The organism is Janibacter sp. CX7 (assembly GCF_024362365.1).
Taxonomy (GTDB): Bacteria; Actinomycetota; Actinomycetes; order Actinomycetales; family Dermatophilaceae; genus Janibacter.
The window spans coordinates 1,718,289-1,735,950 of sequence record NZ_CP101464.1 but is presented as its reverse complement, the minus strand read 5'-3'; the positions used below and the strand labels follow the sequence as shown (position 1 = coordinate 1,735,950).

Below are 17,662 nucleotides of genomic sequence, written 5' to 3'. Positions count from 1 at the left end.
ATCATGAGCGGCGGCACGATGGACGTGCCGACGTGGGCGTGGCTGCTCACGCTCGCCGTCGCCGCCGTCGTCCTCACCTTCGACGTCATCATGGTCGCCCGCCGGCCCCACGTGCCCTCCACCAAGGAGGTCTCGGTCGTCCTCGGGATCTACGTCGCGGCCGCGGTCCTCTTCGGCATCGCCCTGTGGTTCCTCGAGGGCGGTGACCGCGGGACGGAGTTCTTCGCCGGGTGGTTGACCGAGTACTCGCTCTCGATCGACAACCTCTTCATCTTCATCATCATCATGGCGAAGTTCGGAGTGCCGGGCCGCTTCCAGCAGACCGCGCTGCTGTGGGGCATCATCATCGCCATCGTGCTGCGGACGATCTTCATCTTCGTCGGCGCCGCGGCCATCAACCAGTTCGCCTGGGTCTTCTACATCTTCGGCCTCTTCCTCATCTACACCGCCTACAACCTGGCGACGGAGAGTCATGACGAGGAGGAGGACTGGGAGCCCAATGCGATCATCAAGTGGTTCCAGCGCACCGTGCCGAGCACGACCGAGTGGTCCTCGCGCCTCTTCACGAAGGAGAACGGCAAGCGCGTCGCCACCCCGATCTTCATCGTCGTCATCGCCCTCGGCATGACCGACCTGCTCTTCGCGCTCGACTCCATCCCGGCGATCTACGGCCTGACCAAGGAGCCCTACATCGTCCTGACGGCCAACCTCTTCGCCCTCATGGGCCTGCGGCAGCTCTACTTCCTCATCGGTGGCCTGCTGAAGAAGCTGGTCTACATGAGCCTGGGCCTGTCGGTGCTGCTCGCCTTCATCGGCGTCAAGCTCATCCTGCACGCCCTCCACGAGAACAACCTGCCCTTCATCAACGGCGGTGAGCACGTCTCCGTCCCGGAGATCTCGACCGTCTTCTCCCTCGGCGCGATCGTCGTCATCCTCGGTGTCACGACCGTCGCCAGCCTCTGGAAGTCCAACAAGGACGCCAAGGAGGGCATCGACTCGGGTCACTGATCCGCAGGTGCGAAGGGGGGTGGTCACCGCACGGTGACCACCCCCCTTCGTCCTGTTGTCAGACCGGGATCTCGGGGGAGGGGCCGGTGCGGCGCGCACCCAGCCCGAGGACGAGGACGCTCGCGAGAACGACGAGGGCCATCCCGCCGAGCTGGACGGGCGACAGGCGCTGGCCCAGGACGAGGAGCCCGGCGAGGGCGGCGACCGCCGGCTCGAGGCTGAGCAGGATGCCGAAGACCGCCGGTGCCAGGCGCCGCAGGGCCACGAGCTCGAGCGAGTAGGGCAGCACCGAGCTGAGGACGGCGATGCCGAGGCCCTTGAGCAGGACGGTGCCGTCCCAGGCCGAGGTGCCGTGGACGCTCACGTCCCAGATGCCGAAGGGCAGGACGACGGCGGTCGCCACGACCATGGCCAGGGCCAGTCCCTCCAGCTGGGGGAAGGCCGCGCCAGTGCGACCGGAGAAGACGATGTAGGCGGCCCAGCAGGCACCCGCAAGGAGCGCCAGCACGATGCCGGTGCGCTCGAGGTCGGCGAAGGGGAGGCTCAGGGCCTGCGAGATGAGCACGACCCCGACGCCCGCCGCGGCGACGGCAAGGAGGTCGCGGGGTCGACGGGAGAGCACGGCCGCGAGAGTCAGCGGTCCGATGAACTCGATGGTGACCGCGACGCCGATCGGCAGGTGCCCGAGTGAGGCGTAGAAGGCGAAGTTCATCAGGCCGAGCGCGAGCCCGAAGCAGCCGACGGTGGCCCAGTCCCGGGGGCGGTGACCGCGCCATCTCGGTCGGGCGAAGAGCAGGAGCAGCGCGGTCGCGATGAGCAGGCGCAGGACGACGGATCCGGCGGCGCCGATCTGCGGGACGAGGGTCGCGGCGAGGGCGCCACCGAACTGGACCGACACCACCGCGGCGAGCACGAGGAGCGGGGCTGGGACGGCATCGACACGACTCACGGCGTCACCCTAGTCTTCGCCCCATGGCGACCTATCTGTCCTTCCTCGCCCTGGTCCTGGTCATCACGATCGCCCCGGGTCCGGACACCGCACTCACCCTGCGTGCCGCCCTCGTGCGGGGGCGTGGCGCCGGCCTGCTGACCATGGCCGGCGTGAGCACGGCGGGGGCCGTGCAGGGGTTGCTCGCAGCCGGCGGGCTGGGCGCGATCATCGTCGCCAGCGAGCCGCTCTTCCTCACGGTCAAGTGGGTGGGTGCGGCCTATTTGCTGTGGCTTGGGGGCCACGCGCTGTGGACGGCCTGGCGGGGTGACTTCTCGGCGGAGGCCGCCCGGGAGCCGGAGTCGCGCGGTCGGGGTCGGCTCTTCGCCCAGGGCTTCCTGTGCAACATCACCAACCCCAAGGTGCTGGCCTTCAACCTCGCGGTGCTGCCGCAGTTCGTCGGCGACGGCGCGGGTCTGCCCGTCCTTGCCCTCTACGCCCTGAGCCTCGTGGCCCTCGGGTCGCTCTACCTGTCGACGGTCGTGCTGCTCGCCGACCGGGCCCGGTCCTTCGTGTCCGCCCCGCGCGTGCGTCGACGGATCGAAGGGGGCATGGGCGCGGCGATGATCGGCTTCAGCGCCAAGGTCGCCACGACCCACTGACCGTCACCAGCCGCGCTCGCGCCACTCGTCGAGGTGCGGGCGCTCGGCGCCGAGGGTGGTGTCGGAGCCGTGGCCGGGGTAGACCCAGGTGTCGTCGTCGTAGACGTCGAAGACCCGCTGGGTGACGTCGGCGAAGAGCGCGTCGAAGCTCTGCCCCTCCATCTTGGTGTTGCCCACACCGCCGGGGAAGAGGCTGTCCCCGGTGAAGAGGTGCGTGTGCCCCTGCGGGTCGTCGTAGGCCAGCGCCACCGAGCCCGGGGTGTGCCCGCGCAGGTGGACGACGTCGAGGGTGATCTCGCCGAAGCGCACGGTGTCGCCGTGCTGCAGTCGCACGTCGGGCGCGAGCGGCAGGGCGTCGGCGTCGTCCTCGCCCGCCTGGGTCGTGGGGGAGAAGGTCTGAGCGGTCTCCTCGAGGGCACGCACGTGGTCCCAGTGCTGGTGCGTCGTCACCAGCTGGGCGAGGCCCGACCCACCGGCGGCGACGAGCTCACGAATGCGCTCCCCTTCGTCCGCGGCGTCGACGAGCAGCTGCTCGCCGGTGGTGCGGCAGGTGAGGAGGTAGACGTTGTTGTGCATCTGCGAGACGGCCATCTTGCGGATCGTCAGGTGGGCCAGCTCGCGGGTCGACCACGGGCCGCCCGGCTGGACGTCCGGGTCGTAGGCGTCGGTGGGGGTGCTCATGCGGGGTCTCCTTCGTCGGGGGTGGCGGCCGCGGCGGCCTCGGCGTCGCGCAGGGCATAGGCAGCGCCGATGAGGGTCAGGTGGCTGAAAGCCTGCGGGAAGTTGCCGGCTTGGCGGTCGCCCTCGACGTCGTACTCCTCGGCGACGAGGCCCACGTCGTTGAGCAGGCCGCACAGGCGCTGCATCAGCGCGTGGCCCTTGTCGAGCTGTCCGGTGAGGGCATAGGCGCTGACGAGCCACCACGAGCAGGCGAGGAAGGGGTGCTCGTCGCCGGCGAGCCCGTCGACACCGCTCTCCGTGCGGTAGCGCAGGAGGAACCCGTCGCGCATGAGGTCGTGCTCGACCGCGGCGACGGTGCCGAGGACCCGCGGGTCGTCGGGCGGGAGGAAGCCCACCATGGGGATGAGCAGGAGCGAGGCGTCGACCTCGTCGGTGTCGTAGTGCTGGGTGAAGGTCTGCTTGGCGTCGTTCCAGCCGCGCTCGAGGACGTCGGCGCGAACCCGCTCACGCAGGTCGCGCCAGAGCTCGACCTCGCCCTCGTAGCCGTGGACCTCCACCGCCCGGATGGCGCGGTCGAGGGCGGCCCAGACCATGACCCGGGAGTGGGTGAAGTGGCGCAGCGGACCACGGATCTCCCACAGGCCGTTGTCGGCCTGGTCCCAGTGCTCGGCGAGGTTGTTGACGAGCGAGCGCTGCACGGCCCACGACTGCGGTGACTCCTGCAGCCCCTGGGCCCGGGCGTCCTCGAGGGCGATCATCACCTCGCCGAGGACGTCGGTCTGCTTCTGGTCGACGGCGCCGTTGCCGATGCGCACGGGGCGGCTGTCGGCGTAGCCGGGCAGGTGGTCGAGCTCGCGCTCGGGCAGCTCGCGGCCGCCGTCGACGGCGTACATGATCTGCATGTCCTCGGGGTCGCCGGCGATGGCGCGCACCAGCCAGTCGCGCCACAGCTTCGTCGTGCCGACGTAACCCGACTTGAGCAGTGCCTCGAGCGTGAGCGAGGCATCGCGCAGCCAGCAGTAGCGGTAGTCCCAGTTGCGCACCCCGCCGAAGTCCTCGGGCAGGGAGGTGGTCGCGGCCGCGACGATGCCGCCACGTCGGGTGTCGGTCAGGAGGCGAAGGGTGAGCAGCGACCGGACGACCTCGGACCGGTAGGGGCCCTCGTAGGTGCACCGGGCGGCCCACTGCGAGGAGCGCTCGTGGGTGGCCTCGATGCGCGAGCTGATGTCGAGCGGCGGCGGGATCGCCTTGTAGGAGGCGAACCACGTCGTCGAGAAGTTGTAGTGCTCGCCGGCACGCACGGTCCAGCGGTCGCGGTGGTGGTCGCCGTCGGGCCGCGGCAGGCGGGAGCCGCGCAGCACGAGCATGTCGTTGCCGGCGATGGCCGTGATGACCTCGTCGTCGAGCTCGTGGCCGGGGGAGTGCGCGACCCAGGGGCGGATGCGGCCGTAGCCCAGGCGCACCACCCACTCGTGCTCCATCTCGACCTCGCCCTCGAGCCCCTCGACGACCCGCACGAGGTCGGCGCGACCGTCCCCGAGCGGCATGAGGTCGGTCACCTTGACCGCCCCCGTGGCGGTCCGGTGGATGGTCTCGAGGATGAAGGAGTCGCCGCGGTAGGCGCGGGTCGTCGTCGCCTCGGCGACCGGGCCAATGAGCCACCGGCCGTGCTCGGGGGTGCCGAGCAGCGCGGTGAAGCACGACGAGGAGTCGAAGCGCGGCAGGCAGAGCCAGTCGACGGAACCCCCCTTCGACACCAGGGCTGCGGTCTCGGTGTCACCGATGGCGGCGTAGTCCTCGATCGGGGTGCTCATCCCGACAGGCTAGTGGTCGGCGGCCCCACCACTCGGAGGCCTGACGGCGTTGTCGGGGGTGCGACCTAGAGTGGGGTGCGTGACTGTTGCCAAGGCCGCCGGCTCCCGCCTGCACGACCGGATCGTCGTCCAGGGGGCCCGTGAGCACAACCTCAAGGACATCCACGTCGACATCCCCCGAGACTCGCTCGTGGTCTTCACCGGCCTGTCGGGCTCGGGCAAGTCGTCGCTGGCCTTCGACACGATCTTCGCCGAGGGGCAGCGCCGCTACGTCGAGTCGCTCTCGGCCTACGCGCGCCAGTTCCTCGGCCAGATGGACAAGCCGGACGTCGACTTCATCGAGGGCCTGTCGCCCGCGGTCTCGATCGACCAGAAGTCGACCAACCGCAACCCCCGCTCGACGGTCGGCACGATCACCGAGGTCCACGACTACCTGCGCCTGCTCTTCGCGCGCGTCGGGCGGCCGCACTGCCCGGTCTGCGGCGAGCCGATCACCCGGCAGAGCCCGCAGCAGATCGTCGACCGGCTCCTCGAGCTGCCCGAGCGCACCCGCTTCCAGGTCCTGGCGCCCGTCGTGCGCTCGCGCAAGGGTGAGTTCGTCGACCTCTTCGCCGAGCTGCGGACCAAGGGCTACAGCCGCGCCCGCGTCGACGGCGAGGTCATCTCGCTCGCCGAGCCGCCGACCCTCGAGAAGCAGGTCAAGCACACGATCGACGTCGTCGTCGACCGGCTCGTGGCGAAGGGGGAGGGAGACCGCGCGGCGAAGCAGCGCCTCACCGACTCGGTCGAGACGGCACTGGGTCTGGCCGGTGGTGTGCTCATCGTCGAGTTCGTCGACCGCGACGAGGACGACCCGCAGCGCGAGCGTCGCTTCTCCGAGAACATGGCCTGCCCCAACGACCACGCGCTCAACATCGACGAGATCGAGCCGCGGTCCTTCTCCTTCAACTCGCCCTTCGGCGCCTGCCCGGCCTGCACCGGCCTGGGCACCGAACTCGAGGTCGACCCCGAGCTCATCGTCCCCGACGAGGACCTGACGCTCGCCGAGGGGGCGATCGCCCCGTGGGCGCAGGGGACGCAGTCGGCGCAGTACTTCCAGCGGACGATGGCCGCGCTCGGCGACGACCTGGGCTTCGACATGGAGACCCCGTGGCGGGCGCTGCCGAGCCGGGCCCGCACGGCCCTGCTCGAGGGCAACAACCACAAGGTGCACGTGCGCTACCGCAACCGCTTCGGCCGCGAGCGCTCCTACAGCACGGGCTTCGAGGGGGTCATCCCCTTCATCAAGCGTCGGCACACGGAGACCGAGTCGGACTGGAGCCGGGAGAAGTACGAGGGCTACATGCGGGAGATCCCGTGCCCGACCTGCCGCGGCACCCGCCTCAAGCCCGAGTCCCTCGCCGTCCTCGTCGGCGGACGCAGCATCGCCGACGTCTCGGCCCTGTCGATCGGGGAGGCGGCCGGCTTCCTCGACACCGTCGACTTCACCGAGCGGGAGCGGGCGATCGCCGAGCAGGTGATCAAGGAGATCAACGCCCGACTGGGCTTCCTCCTCGACGTGGGGCTGGAGTACCTCTCGCTCTCGCGGGCGGCCGGGACCCTCTCCGGCGGTGAGGCCCAGCGCATCCGTCTCGCGACCCAGATCGGGTCCGGTCTCGTCGGCGTCCTCTACGTCCTCGACGAGCCGAGCATCGGGCTGCACCAGCGGGACAACCACCGCCTGATCGAGACGCTCACCCGCCTGCGCGACCTGGGCAACACCCTCATCGTCGTCGAGCACGACGAGGACACGATCGCCGCCTCCGACTGGGTCGTCGACATCGGCCCGGGCGCCGGTGAGCACGGCGGGCACGTCGTCCACTCGGGCCCGCTCGCCGAGCTGCTGACGAGCGAGCGATCGGTGACCGGGCGCTACCTGAGCGGAGAGCTCGAGATCCCGGTGCCGCAGGTGCGTCGCCCGCAGGAGCCGGGCCGCGAGGTGACCGTGCGCGGTGCCCGGGAGCACAACCTCTCGGGCGTCGACGTCACCTTCCCGCTCGGCAACTTCGTCGCCGTCACCGGGGTGTCCGGGTCCGGCAAGTCGACCCTCGTCAACGACATCCTCTACAACGTGCTGGCCAACAAGCTCAACGGCGCGCGTCGGGTCCCCGGCCGGCACAAGACGGTGACCGGTCTGGACAACCTCGACAAGGTCGTCCACGTCGACCAGAGCCCGATCGGGCGCACGCCGCGGTCCAACCCCGCGACCTACACGGGCGTCTTCGACCACATCCGCAAGCTCTTCGCCGCGACGAGCGAGGCGAAGGTCCGCGGCTACCAGCCCGGTCGCTTCTCCTTCAACGTCAAGGGCGGTCGCTGCGACGCCTGCTCCGGCGACGGCACCCTGAAGATCGAGATGAACTTCCTGCCGGACGTCTACGTCCCGTGCGAGGTCTGCCACGGCGCCCGCTACAACCGCGAGACCCTCGAGGTGCACTTCAAGGGCAAGAACATCGCCGAGGTGCTCGACATGCCGATCGAGGAGGCCGAGGACTTCTTCGCGGCGGTCCCGGCGATCGCCCGGCACATGAAGACGCTCAACGCCGTCGGCCTGGGCTACGTGCGGCTCGGCCAGCCGGCGACGACGCTCTCCGGCGGCGAGGCGCAGCGCGTCAAGCTCGCGGCCGAGCTGCAGAAGCGCTCGAACGGCCGCACGATCTACGTGCTCGACGAGCCGACGACGGGCCTGCACTTCGAGGACATCCGCAAGCTGCTCCTCGTCCTGCAGGGCCTGGTCGACAAGGGCAACACCGTCCTGGTCATCGAGCACAACCTCGACGTCATCAAGTGCGCCGACTGGCTCGTCGACATGGGACCCGAAGGGGGGTCCGGCGGCGGCACCGTCGTCGCGACCGGCACCCCGGAGCAGGTGGCCGCCGTACCCGAGTCCTTCACCGGCCAGTTCCTCGCTCCGATCCTCGCCAAGAGCGCCACGCAGGCCGTGGTCGGCGAGCTCGTCCGCGAGGACGCGCCCGCCCCTGCGAAGAGGGCCACGGCCAAGAAGAAGAGCGCAGCGAAGAAGACCGCAGCGACCAAGAAGACGGCGTCGAAGAAGACCGCCGCCACGAAGGCGACGGTCTCCAGCAAGGCGACCGCAGCCGCCCGCCGCGCGAAGAAGGCCGGCTGAGTCAGGCCCCCTCCCCGCGCCAGAACTCCGCAGGACCCCAGGTCCTGCGGAGTTCTGGCGCACCACGGCCCGCCGCGCCAGGTGGGCTGGCCGGCTGAGCAGGGAAGGCGAGGCCCGGGGCTGCTGAGCCAACGCGAGAAGGTGAGGAGGGGGTCGGCGCACATCAAGCCGAAGTCCGGGACGTCAACCCGCGGCCGTAGGGAAACGTAGGGACTTCGGCGGGCGCCGACCCCCTCCTCGCCGCCCTGACCACGGAGCGGCGAGAAAGGGGGTGGGACGAGCTAGTCCTCGCCGAGATACGCCTTGCGCACCTCGTCGGAGGTGAGCAGCTCCTGACCGGTGCCCTCGGTGACGATCTTGCCGACCTCGAGGACATAGCCCTTCGAGGCGAGCTTGAGCGCGGCACGGGCATTCTGCTCGACGAGCAGGATCGTCGTGCCCTGCGACTGCAGCGTCTTCACCGTGGCCATGATCCGCTTCATCATGATCGGCGACAGACCCATCGAGGGCTCGTCGAGCATGAGCAGCTTCGGCCGGGAGAGCATCGCCCGGCCCATGGCGAGCATCTGCTGCTCACCACCCGAGAAGGTGCCCGCCGGCTGCTTGCTGCGCTCCCCGAGGATCGGGAAGAGCTCGTAGGCCGCCTGCAGGTCCTTCGGGACCTCCTTGTCACGTCGCCCGAAGGCGCCGAGCAGCAGGTTCTCCTCGACGGTCATCCGCGGGAAGATCCGCCGACCCTCGGGGGAGTGGGCCAGGCCCATCCCGACGATCTGGTGTGCCGCGGTGCCGTCGATGCGCTCCCCGCGGAAGCGGATCTCACCACCACTGGGGCGCAGCAGGCCCGAGATGGTGCGCAGGGTGGTCGTCTTGCCGGCGCCGTTGGTGCCGATGAGCGTGACGACCTCACCCTCGTCGACACTGAAGGAGATGCCCTTGACGGCGATGATCTTGCCGTAGGAGACCTCCAGGTCCTTGACCTCGAGCATGGCGCTCATCGGTCCTCCTTCTCGTCCTCGGCCGCGCTGAAGGCCGTCTCGACCTCGAGCGGGGCGACCTCTTCGTCCTCGTCCTCCGCGCCACCGATGTAGGCCTCGATGACCCGCGGGTCGGACTGCACCTCACCGGGTGTGCCCTGGACGAGGACCTCGCCCCGCACGAGGCAGAGGACGCGGTCGCAGAGGTTGAAGATGAACCGCATGTCGTGCTCGATGACGACGACCGCGAGGCCGGAGTCGCGGATCTTGAAGATCAGCTCCATGGCCTGCTCGGTCTCGCGCGGGTTCATGCCGGCCGTCGGCTCGTCGAGCAGCAGCACCTTGGGGTCCGTCGCGAGGGCTCGCGCGATCTCCAGGCGTCGCTGGTCGCCGTAGGGCATGTTGCGCGCCAGCAGGTGCGCGCTCTGCCCCAGCCCGACGTACTTGAGCAGCTCGTGCGCCTTCTCGGTCGTCTCCTGCTCCTCACGGCGGAACTTCGGTCCCCGGATGATCGAGGTGAAGGCACCGGAGGAGGTGCGGCAGAAGCGGCCGACCATGACGTTCTCGAGCGCGGTCATGTTGCCGAAGAGCCGGATGTTCTGGAAGGTGCGGGCCATGCCGGCCCGCACCACCGCCCGGGGCTTCGGCGGGATCTCGGTGTCGAAGAGCGAGACCCGGCCCTCGGTGGGCTTGTACATGCCGGTGAGGCAGTTGAAGAAGGTCGTCTTGCCGGCGCCGTTGGGGCCGATGAGGCCGACGATCTCGCCCTCACGCACCTCCATCGACACGTCGTTGACGGCCACGAGACCACCGAAGCGCATGGTGACGTTGCGGGCGTCGAGGATGGTGGTCGGCGCCCCCTTCGACCCCGGGGTGCTGGGGGTGACGGTCGCGGTGCTCACTTTGCTGCCTCCAGCTCGTCGATGGCCACTGTCTCGGCCAGGTCCTCGTCGTCGTCGTGGAATTCCAGCTGACGACGCTTGCTCGCGACCAGACCCTCGGGACGCACGCGCATCATGACGACGAGCACGAGGCCGAACATCAGCAGGCGGTAGTCGTCGAGGAAGCGCAGCTTCTCCGGCAGGAACTTCAGCAGTGCCGCACCGATGAGGACGCCGCCGACCGTGCCCATGCCGCCGAGCACGACCGCCGCGAGGAGGAAGGCCGACTCGAGGAAGATGTAGCTGTCGGGGGAGACGGCCTGGTCCATGTGTGCCTTGACCGTGCCGGCCATGCCGGCCAGCGAGGCGCCGCCGGCGAAGGCGAGCAGCTTGAGGCCGAAGACGTTGACACCCATGGCCTCGGCAGCCCGCTCGTCCTCGCGGATGGCGACCCAGCCGCGACCGATGCGCGAGTTGTTGAGGTGGGTGAAGACCACGATGACGAAGACGATGAGCGCGATGAGCACGAAGTAGTAGTTGCCCGCTCGCGGGATCTCGATGCCCAGGAGGGTGTGCGTCTCCCCGAAGTTGAACCCGAAGAGGTTCAGGTCCGGGATGGCGTTGATGCCGTTGGACCCCCGCGTGATGTTGGGGCCGGACGTGCCGTCGAGGTTGAACATCGCCAGTCGGAAGATCTCGCCGAAGGCGAGCGTCACGATGGCCAGGTAGTCACCGGAGACGCGCAGCGTCGGCGAGCCGATGATCAGGCCGAGGATGCTCGAGACGACCCCACCGATGACCATGACGACGAGGAAGGGGGGCTTCCAGCCGATCGTGGCGAAGGCCGACATGGACATCGAGGCACCGACGTACGCGCCGGCTCCGAGGAAGGCGATGTAGCCGAGGTCGAGGAGACCGGCGAGACCGACGACGATGTTGAGGCCGAGGGCGGTCGCCGCGAAGATCAGCACGTTGCCGGCGATCGTCAGGTTGGCCTCCGAGCCGCCCTGCGTGAAGGGGAAGGCCAGCGCCACGACGAAGGTCGCCAAGGTGAAGACCCGACGGTGGCGCGTCGTCACCCCGCCGAGCCAGGCGGCCAGGTTGGATCGGGTGATCGTCAGCGTGACGCCGATGAGCATGCCGACGAGCAGCACGAGGACCCAGGGCTCCTCCTGCTTGAGCGCGTACTGCGCCGTGAAGAGCGCCACCCCGAGCAGGAGCGCGATCGTGATGATCTCGACCCATGCCGGCAGGGCGATGGTGCTCGGGTCGAGCACCTTGGTCTCCGGGCGCAGGTAGCCGCCGACCGTGACGAGCACGGCTCCCACGAGGGCGATCCAGACACCTTCGTTGGCGTTGATCAGGCCGCCGGCCTCGAGCGTCACCGCGATGAGCGAGGCGAGCGCGAAGAGCACGCCCGTCACGCCGATGGTGCGCAGCCCACGGGCCGGGTCGATGTGCTCGGCCCAGCGACCGAGCGGTCCGCTGGCGACCAGCGCCAGGAGGAGCGCGACGGCACCGATGACCATCGCGTAGACCTGCAGCGTGACCGGCCAGAAGCGGACGGAGATGTCGCCGAGGATGGGCTCGTAGCTCCACGACAGCAGGCCGGAGAGCAGGAGCAGGACGGAACCGACGACGGCGAGGATGCCGCCGAGACGGGGATTGCGGGACAGCGTGGTCATGCGCGGTCCACCACCTTTGCGCCCATGATGCCCTGCGGTCGGAAGACGAGGACGAGGATGAGGATGGAGAAGGCCCAGATGTCCTTCCACGGCGAGCCGCCGGGGAGGTACTGGATGGCGATGGCTTCGAGGACACCGAGGACGAGGCCACCGACGACCGCGCCCTGGATGTTGCCGATGCCGCCGAGGACGGCGGCGGTGAAGGCCTTGAGTCCGTAGATGAAGCCCATCTTGAAGTTGATGTTCGTCGTCTGCAGGCCGTAGGCGACACCGGCGATCGCGGCGAGCGCGGCACCGACGGCGAAGGCCGTGACGATCATCCGGTCGACGTTGATGCCCATGAGCCGGGCGGTGTCGGGGTCCTGCGAGACAGCCTGCATCGCGCGCCCGGTGCGGGTGCGGTTGATGTAGAACCACAGGCCGACGGCGCAGATCGCCAGGCAGGCGATCGTGAAGAGCGCCGGGCGCTGCAGCGTCACGCCGCCGAGCTCGAAGGCCTCACCCGAGATGCCGTCCACCTGCGGGAAGACGACCTTCTGCTTCGCCGAGGGGAAGCCGAAGGGGTTGACGTCGGAGACGAAGAGCGTCGGGTCGTTGTAGCCGACGCGCACGAGCTCCTGCAGGAAGACCGAGATGCCGATGGCCGTGATGAGCGGGGCCAGGCGCGGGGCACTGCGCAGGGGGCGGTAGGCGACCCGCTCCATGACGACGGCGACGATGACCGACGCCGCGATGGCGCCGGCCAGGATGAGGGGGAGCGTCCACAGTGCCGTCTGACCCGGGAAGAGGATCAGGGACGTGGACAGCGCACCGAAGGCGCCGATCATGAAGATCTCGCCGTGCGCGAAGTTGATGAGCTGGATGATGCCGTAGACGACGGTGTACCCGACGGCGATCAGGGCATACAGGGACCCGATGGTCAGACCGTTGACGATCTGCTGGGCGACTTGTTCCACGTGTCCTCCTGGGCGTGACCACAGGTCGTGCGGCCACCACGTGTGTCGAGGGGGTGGTCGACAGATGACGAAGGGGAGCTGGGCAGGGGTGAGGCGGGGTGCGCGCGGCACCCCGCCCCTCCCGTGGTCAGACCGAGAAGGTCATGACCGGGTCGATCACTTGAACTCCTCGGTGTTGACGTCGGTCCACTTGCCACCCTTGACCTCGTAGGCGGTGAGGACGCGCGTCGTGTTGTCGCCGTACTCGTCGAAGGCCACCTTGCCGGTCACGCCGTCGAAGGAGACGTCCTTCATCGCGTCGATGGTCGCCTGGCGGGCGTCCTCGACGGTGTCGGCGTCCTTGAGCGAGACCTTGAGCGCCTCGATGATCGACTGGCCGGCGTCGTAGGCGTAGGCGCCGTAGGCCTCGGCGGGGTCGGAGTACCCGGCCTTGTCGTAGTCGTCGAGGAACTTCTTGCCGGCGTCGAGGCTCTCGGTCGGCGCACCCACGGAGGTGGCGAGGTCGCCGTCGGAGCCCTTGCCCGCGAGCTTGATGAACTCCGGCGAGAAGATGCCGTCACCACCCATGAGCGGCACCTTGAGGCCACCGGCCTTGAGCTGCTGGCTCAGCGGGGCGGCCTGGGGGTACTCGCCGCCGTAGTAGACCGCCTTGGGGTTCTTGGCCTTGAGCGAGGAGACGACGGCGTCGTACTTGTCCTCGTCGGGGTTGATCGTCTCGGCGGCGACGATCTTGCCGCCGAGCTTCTTGTACTCCTCGCTGAAGGCGTCGACGAGACCCTGACCGTAGGTCTTCTTGTCGTGGACCGTCGCGAGCTCCTTGATGCCGGCCTTCTCGTAGAGGTAGCGCGCGGCGAAGGGGCCCTGGACGGTGTCGGTGGTGCAGACACGGAAGTAGCTCGCGTAGACGCGCTCGGGGGAGTCGTCCGGCTTCGCGCCGCGGGTGAGCGTCGGGTTGGTGTTGGCCGGCGAGACCATCGTGATCTTCGCCTTGTCGAGGATCGGCTGGACCGGGCCGGCCACCGAGGAGTTCAGGGTGCCGACGACACCGACGACCTCCGGGTCGGAGGCGAGCTTGGAGGCGGCGTTCTTGCCGACCTCGGGCTTGCCCTCGTCGTCCTCCGGGACGACCTCGATCTCCCAGTCGCCGAGATCGCCGGACTCGTTGGCCTGCTCGGCCGCGAGCTCGACCGAGTGCTGGATGCCGAGGCCGAGAGCGGACAGGTCGCCCGAGAGCGGCGAGATGACGCCGATCTTCACGACCTTCTTGTCGCCCCCGCCGTCGCCGTCTCCGGAGCCGCCGCTGTCACCGCCGCGGGTTCCGCATGCGGACAGGGCCATGGTGGCGACGAGCATGGTCGCCCCCGTTGAGATGACGGAACGCCTGATCACGTGTCCTCCTGGTGAAGAAGTCTGGCCCTGGGGCCGCGGCCGGCGACCTGGGTGTCGCCGGCTGTGGAGGGACAGTAGTCCGGTCTGACTGTGTTCTGACCCACATTGGGAGAGCCGTGTCCTGCTCGTTACCAAGTGGTCGGCGAGGAGGGTTACCCGCAGGTCATGCATCCCGCACGCAGGCATCGCGCCGGGCGCTGGCGTGCGAGCATGATGGGACCTTCGACCCCCTTCGACGGAAGGCCTCCGATGACGACCCGACGCACCGCCCTGTCCATCGCCGCGGTCGGCGGGTCCGCCGCCGTCGTCGCTGCCTGCGGTGACGACTCCACACCCTCGAGCGGGGGCGAAGGGGGGAGCGCCGCCGGCACGAGCTTCCCCGTCGCCGACGTGCCGGAGGGCGGTGGCCTCGCCCGCGACCGCGTCGTCGTGACCCAGCCGAGTGCGGGGGAGTTCAAGGCCTTCGACGGCACCTGCCCGCACCAGGGCTGTGCCGTCTCGAAGGTGACGACCGAGGCGATCATCTGCCCGTGCCACGGCAGTCAGTTCGACATCACCGACGGTTCGGTGCTGCAGGGGCCGGCCACGGAGGGTCTCACCGAGATGAAGGCGACCGTCGACGGCGACGAGGTCACCGTCTCGTAGGGTCGAGGGGTGGCAGACCCGTCGACCTACCGTCCCGCACCGGGGTCGATCCCGACCGACCCGGGCGTCTACCGATTCCGGGACGAGCACGGCCGGGTCATCTACGTCGGCAAGGCGAAGTCGCTGCGCTCGCGGCTGTCCTCCTACTTCCAGGACATCTCGGCGCTGCACCCACGCACCTCGCGGATGGTGCGCACCGGTGCGAGTGTCGAGTGGACCGTCGTGTCCACCGAGGTCGAGGCCCTGCAGCTCGAGTACGCGTGGATCAAGGAGTTCGACCCGCGCTTCAACGTCAAGTACCGCGACGACAAGTCCTACCCCTACCTCGCGGTGACGATGGGCGAGGACTACCCCCGCGCGCAGGTCCTGCGCGGCGCCAAGCGCCGGGGTACGCGCTACTTCGGCCCCTACACGCATGCGTGGGCGATCCGCGAGACCCTCGACCTGCTGCTGCGCGTCTTCCCCGTGCGCACGTGCAGCAAGGGCGTCTTCAAGCGGGCCGAGCAGTCCGGTCGGCCCTGCCTGCTCGGCTACATCGACAAGTGCTCCGCCCCCTGTGTCGGCCGGGTGAGCGCCGACGAGCACCGGGCCCTGGCCCAGGAGCTGTGCGACTTCCTCGCCGGTGACACCGCCCGCTTCGTGCGCCGCCTCGAGCGGCAGATGAAGGCCGCGGCCGCGGACCTCGACTTCGAGCAGGCGGCCCGCCTGCGCGACGACGTCGCGGCCCTGACCAAGGCCCTCGAGAAGTCCGCCGTCGTCCTGCCCGACGGCACCGACGCGGACGTCTTCGCGCTCGCCGACGACGAGCTCGAGGTCGCCATCCAGGTCTTCCACGTTCGCGGTGGCCGCATCCGCGGCCAGCGGGGCTGGGTGGCGGAGAAGGACGCGGAGGACCTGCCCGAGCTCGTCGAGCACCTGCTCCAGCAGGTCTACGGCGGCGAAGGGGGCGAGGGCGTGCCTCGCGAGGTCCTCGTCCCGGTGCTCCCGCCGGATGCCGACGGCGTCTCGGCGTGGCTCGGCGAGCGACGCGGCAGCGCGGTGAGCCTGCGGGTGCCGCAGCGCGGCGACAAGCGGGCCCTCATGGAGACCGTGGCCCGCAATGCCGAGCAGTCCCTCGCCCGGCACAAGGTGGCCAGGGCCGGCGACCTCACCGCCCGCAGCCAGGCCCTGCAGGAGCTCCAGGAGGCCCTCGGTCTGGACGACGCCCCCCTTCGCATCGAGGGCTACGACATCAGCCACGTGCAGGGCAGCGACGTCGTCGGCTCGATGGTCGTCTTCGAGGACGGACTCGTGCGCAAGCCGGAGTACCGGCGCTTCATCGTCCGCGGTGACGTCGACGGACGCACCGACGACACCGCCGCGATGCACGAGGTCCTCACGCGGCGCTTCCAGCGCCACCTCAAGGACCGCGAGCGCGACGCCACCGACCCGGAGACGGGCGAGGCGCGGCGCTTCGCCTACCCGCCCAACCTCGTCGTCGTCGACGGCGGCGCGCCCCAGGTGGCCGCCGCCCAGCAGGTGCTCGACGAGCTCGGCGTCGACGACGTCGCGATCGTCGGCCTCGCCAAGCGCCTCGAGGAGGTGTGGGTGCCCGGTGACGACCACCCGGTGATCCTCGCCCGCAACAGCGAGGCGCTCTACCTGCTCCAGCGGCTGCGCGACGAGTCGCACCGCTTCGCCAACACCTTCCACCGCGAGCGGCGCAGCAAGTCGATGACCCGCAGCGCGCTCGACGGGATCCCGGGGCTGGGGGAGGCGCGGCGCAAGGCGCTGCTCGCCCGCTTCGGGTCGGTGAAGAGGGTGCGGGCCGCGAGCATCGAGGAGCTGACCGAGGTGCCGGGGATCGGACCTTCGCTCGCCGAGCGAATTGCGGCAGAGTTGGCCGAGAGGACGACCGCACCCGCCGTGAACCTCACCACCGGTGAGGTCCTCGACGAAGGAGAGCTGACGTGATGGATGCACAGGACCGCCTGCCCACCCCCGCGGGTGAGGGAGGGGTGCCCGAGGTCGTCGTCGTCACGGGCATGAGCGGCGCCGGCCGCTCGACCGTCGGCAACGTCATGGAGGACCACGGCTGGTACGTCATCGACAACCTGCCGGTGACTCTGCTGCCGGACCTGCTCCGGCTGTCCGCCGAGCAGGCCCAGGACCTCGCCACCCACGGCAGCCCGGTGCGCGTCGGCATCGTCCTCGACGTGCGGGCCCAGGGCTTCGACACGCTGACGGCGTCTCTCGAGACCCTTGCCGAGCGCGGGTGGCGCACGCACCTCGTCTTCCTCGAGGCGACCAACGAGTCGCTCGTGCGGCGCTTCGAGAGCGTGCGCCGGCCCCACCCCCTGCAGGGACAGGGCCGGATGCTCGACGCCATCGTCCGCGAGCGCGAGGTGCTCGCCGGCGTGCGGGCCAGCGCCGAGACGGTCATCGACACCTCGGGGCTCAACGTCCACCAGCTCAGCCGCAAGATCAGCCCGCTCTTCCAGGGGGAGACCTCCCAGCGGCTGCGCCTGGCCGTGCTGTCCTTCGGCTTCAAGTACGGCGTGCCCCTCGATGCCGACTTCGTCTTCGACATGCGCTTCCTGCCCAACCCCTACTGGGTGCCGGAGCTGCGCTCGCACACCGGCCGGGAGACCCAGGTCTCCGAGTACGTCCTGTCGCAGCCGGGCGCGGCCGAGTTCCTCGACGGCGTCGACACGCTCCTCGAGCCGGTCATCGCCGGCTACCTGCGCGAGAACCGACGCTACGTCACCCTCGCCGTCGGCTGCACGGGCGGCAAGCACCGCTCCGTGGCCGTCGCCGAGGCGCTCGCGACCCGGCTCTCCAGCCCAGACGTGGCGACCTTCGTCGTCCACCGCGACCTCGGGCAGGAGTGAGGC

At 69.8% G+C, this 17,662-nt stretch carries 14 protein-coding genes; 6 read left to right on the top strand and 8 right to left on the bottom strand.

What is annotated here, in order from left to right:
• Positions 1–18 precede the first annotated feature (18 nt).
• On the top strand, positions 19–1,008 hold the full coding sequence (locus tag NMQ01_RS08510; protein ID WP_255186346.1) for a TerC family protein: 990 nt from the start codon (positions 19–21) through the stop codon (positions 1,006–1,008).
• Positions 1,009–1,066: 58 nt separating this feature from the next.
• Here the strand turns inward: NMQ01_RS08510 and NMQ01_RS08505 are convergent, their stop codons facing one another.
• On the bottom strand, positions 1,067–1,957 hold the full coding sequence (locus NMQ01_RS08505; RefSeq protein ID WP_255183517.1) for a DMT family transporter: 891 nt from the start codon (positions 1,955–1,957) through the stop codon (positions 1,067–1,069).
• 23 nt (positions 1,958–1,980) lie between these two features.
• On the opposite strand from NMQ01_RS08505, the gene NMQ01_RS08500 reads away from it, so the two are divergent.
• The gene (locus NMQ01_RS08500) at positions 1,981–2,598 is read left to right on the top strand and encodes a LysE family translocator (protein ID WP_255183516.1); all 618 of its coding nucleotides are present in this window, start codon (positions 1,981–1,983) and stop codon (positions 2,596–2,598) included.
• Between the two features lie 3 nt (positions 2,599–2,601).
• Here the strand turns inward: NMQ01_RS08500 and NMQ01_RS08495 are convergent, their stop codons facing one another.
• Positions 2,602–3,279 carry an MBL fold metallo-hydrolase gene (locus tag NMQ01_RS08495; RefSeq protein ID WP_255183515.1) on the bottom strand — a complete coding sequence of 226 codons (678 nt, stop codon included), beginning with the start codon at positions 3,277–3,279 and terminating at the stop codon, positions 2,602–2,604.
• The gene (locus NMQ01_RS08490) at positions 3,276–5,093 is read right to left on the bottom strand and encodes a glycoside hydrolase family 15 protein (RefSeq protein WP_255183514.1); all 1,818 of its coding nucleotides are present in this window, start codon (positions 5,091–5,093) and stop codon (positions 3,276–3,278) included. Before NMQ01_RS08490 ends, NMQ01_RS08495 begins: the two co-directional genes overlap by 4 nt.
• Before the next feature lie 79 nt (positions 5,094–5,172).
• On the opposite strand from NMQ01_RS08490, the gene uvrA reads away from it, so the two are divergent.
• Positions 5,173–8,259 (top strand): excinuclease ABC subunit UvrA, encoded by a 3,087-nt coding sequence (gene uvrA / locus NMQ01_RS08485; RefSeq protein ID WP_255183513.1) that lies wholly within the window; start codon positions 5,173–5,175, stop codon positions 8,257–8,259.
• A 281-nt stretch (positions 8,260–8,540) separates the two neighbouring features.
• Here uvrA and NMQ01_RS08480 read toward each other — a convergent pair whose 3' ends face one another.
• The 5 genes from NMQ01_RS08480 to NMQ01_RS08460 all read right to left on the bottom strand — a co-directional run bounded on the left by NMQ01_RS08480 (position 8,541) and on the right by NMQ01_RS08460 (position 14,144).
• A complete protein-coding gene (locus NMQ01_RS08480; RefSeq protein ID WP_303707491.1) occupies positions 8,541–9,254 on the bottom strand; it encodes an ABC transporter ATP-binding protein in 714 nt (237 codons plus the stop codon).
• Positions 9,251–10,135, bottom strand: coding sequence for an ABC transporter ATP-binding protein (locus NMQ01_RS08475; RefSeq protein WP_255183512.1), 885 nt, complete (start codon positions 10,133–10,135; stop codon positions 9,251–9,253). The genes NMQ01_RS08480 and NMQ01_RS08475 overlap by 4 nt, the downstream gene beginning before the upstream one ends.
• Entirely contained in the window at positions 10,132–11,799 is a 1,668-nt protein-coding gene (locus NMQ01_RS08470) for a branched-chain amino acid ABC transporter permease (protein WP_255183511.1), read from the bottom strand. Before NMQ01_RS08470 ends, NMQ01_RS08475 begins: the two co-directional genes overlap by 4 nt.
• Entirely contained in the window at positions 11,796–12,755 is a 960-nt protein-coding gene (locus NMQ01_RS08465) for a branched-chain amino acid ABC transporter permease (RefSeq protein ID WP_255183510.1), read from the bottom strand. Before NMQ01_RS08465 ends, NMQ01_RS08470 begins: the two co-directional genes overlap by 4 nt.
• Before the next feature lie 156 nt (positions 12,756–12,911).
• Positions 12,912–14,144 carry a branched-chain amino acid ABC transporter substrate-binding protein gene (locus NMQ01_RS08460; RefSeq protein ID WP_255183509.1) on the bottom strand — a complete coding sequence of 411 codons (1,233 nt, stop codon included), beginning with the start codon at positions 14,142–14,144 and terminating at the stop codon, positions 12,912–12,914.
• A 249-nt stretch (positions 14,145–14,393) separates the two neighbouring features.
• Between NMQ01_RS08460 and NMQ01_RS08455 the strand changes: the two genes are divergently transcribed.
• From NMQ01_RS08455 to rapZ, 3 genes are read left to right on the top strand one after another with little or no spacing between them, the layout of a single operon-like run.
• Positions 14,394–14,789, top strand: a complete 396-nt coding sequence (locus NMQ01_RS08455; RefSeq protein WP_255183508.1) for a Rieske (2Fe-2S) protein — start codon at positions 14,394–14,396, stop codon at positions 14,787–14,789.
• Between the two features lie 9 nt (positions 14,790–14,798).
• Positions 14,799–16,742: an excinuclease ABC subunit UvrC gene (gene uvrC, locus NMQ01_RS08450; RefSeq protein ID WP_255183507.1), complete on the top strand. Its 1,944-nt coding sequence runs from the start codon at positions 14,799–14,801 to the stop codon at positions 16,740–16,742.
• Positions 16,742–17,659: an RNase adapter RapZ gene (rapZ, locus tag NMQ01_RS08445; RefSeq protein WP_255186344.1), complete on the top strand. Its 918-nt coding sequence runs from the start codon at positions 16,742–16,744 to the stop codon at positions 17,657–17,659. Before uvrC ends, rapZ begins: the two co-directional genes overlap by 1 nt.
• Positions 17,660–17,662: the final 3 nt, after the last annotated feature.

Excerpts from the sequence above, each read along its gene's own strand:
- NMQ01_RS08470 (WP_255183511.1), bottom strand. The coding sequence starts at position 11,799 with ATGACCACGCTGTCCCGCAATCCCCGTCTCGGCGGCATCCTCGCCGTC.
- rapZ (WP_255186344.1), top strand. The coding sequence starts at position 16,742 with ATGGATGCACAGGACCGCCTGCCCACCCCCGCGGGTGAGGGAGGGGTG.
- NMQ01_RS08455 (WP_255183508.1), top strand. The coding sequence starts at position 14,394 with ATGACGACCCGACGCACCGCCCTGTCCATCGCCGCGGTCGGCGGGTCC.
- NMQ01_RS08495 (WP_255183515.1), bottom strand. The coding sequence starts at position 3,279 with ATGAGCACCCCCACCGACGCCTACGACCCGGACGTCCAGCCGGGCGGC.
- NMQ01_RS08510 (WP_255186346.1), top strand. The coding sequence starts at position 19 with ATGGACGTGCCGACGTGGGCGTGGCTGCTCACGCTCGCCGTCGCCGCC.
- NMQ01_RS08500 (WP_255183516.1), top strand. The coding sequence starts at position 1,981 with ATGGCGACCTATCTGTCCTTCCTCGCCCTGGTCCTGGTCATCACGATC.
- NMQ01_RS08480 (WP_303707491.1), bottom strand. The coding sequence starts at position 9,254 with ATGAGCGCCATGCTCGAGGTCAAGGACCTGGAGGTCTCCTACGGCAAG.
- NMQ01_RS08490 (WP_255183514.1), bottom strand. The coding sequence starts at position 5,093 with ATGAGCACCCCGATCGAGGACTACGCCGCCATCGGTGACACCGAGACC.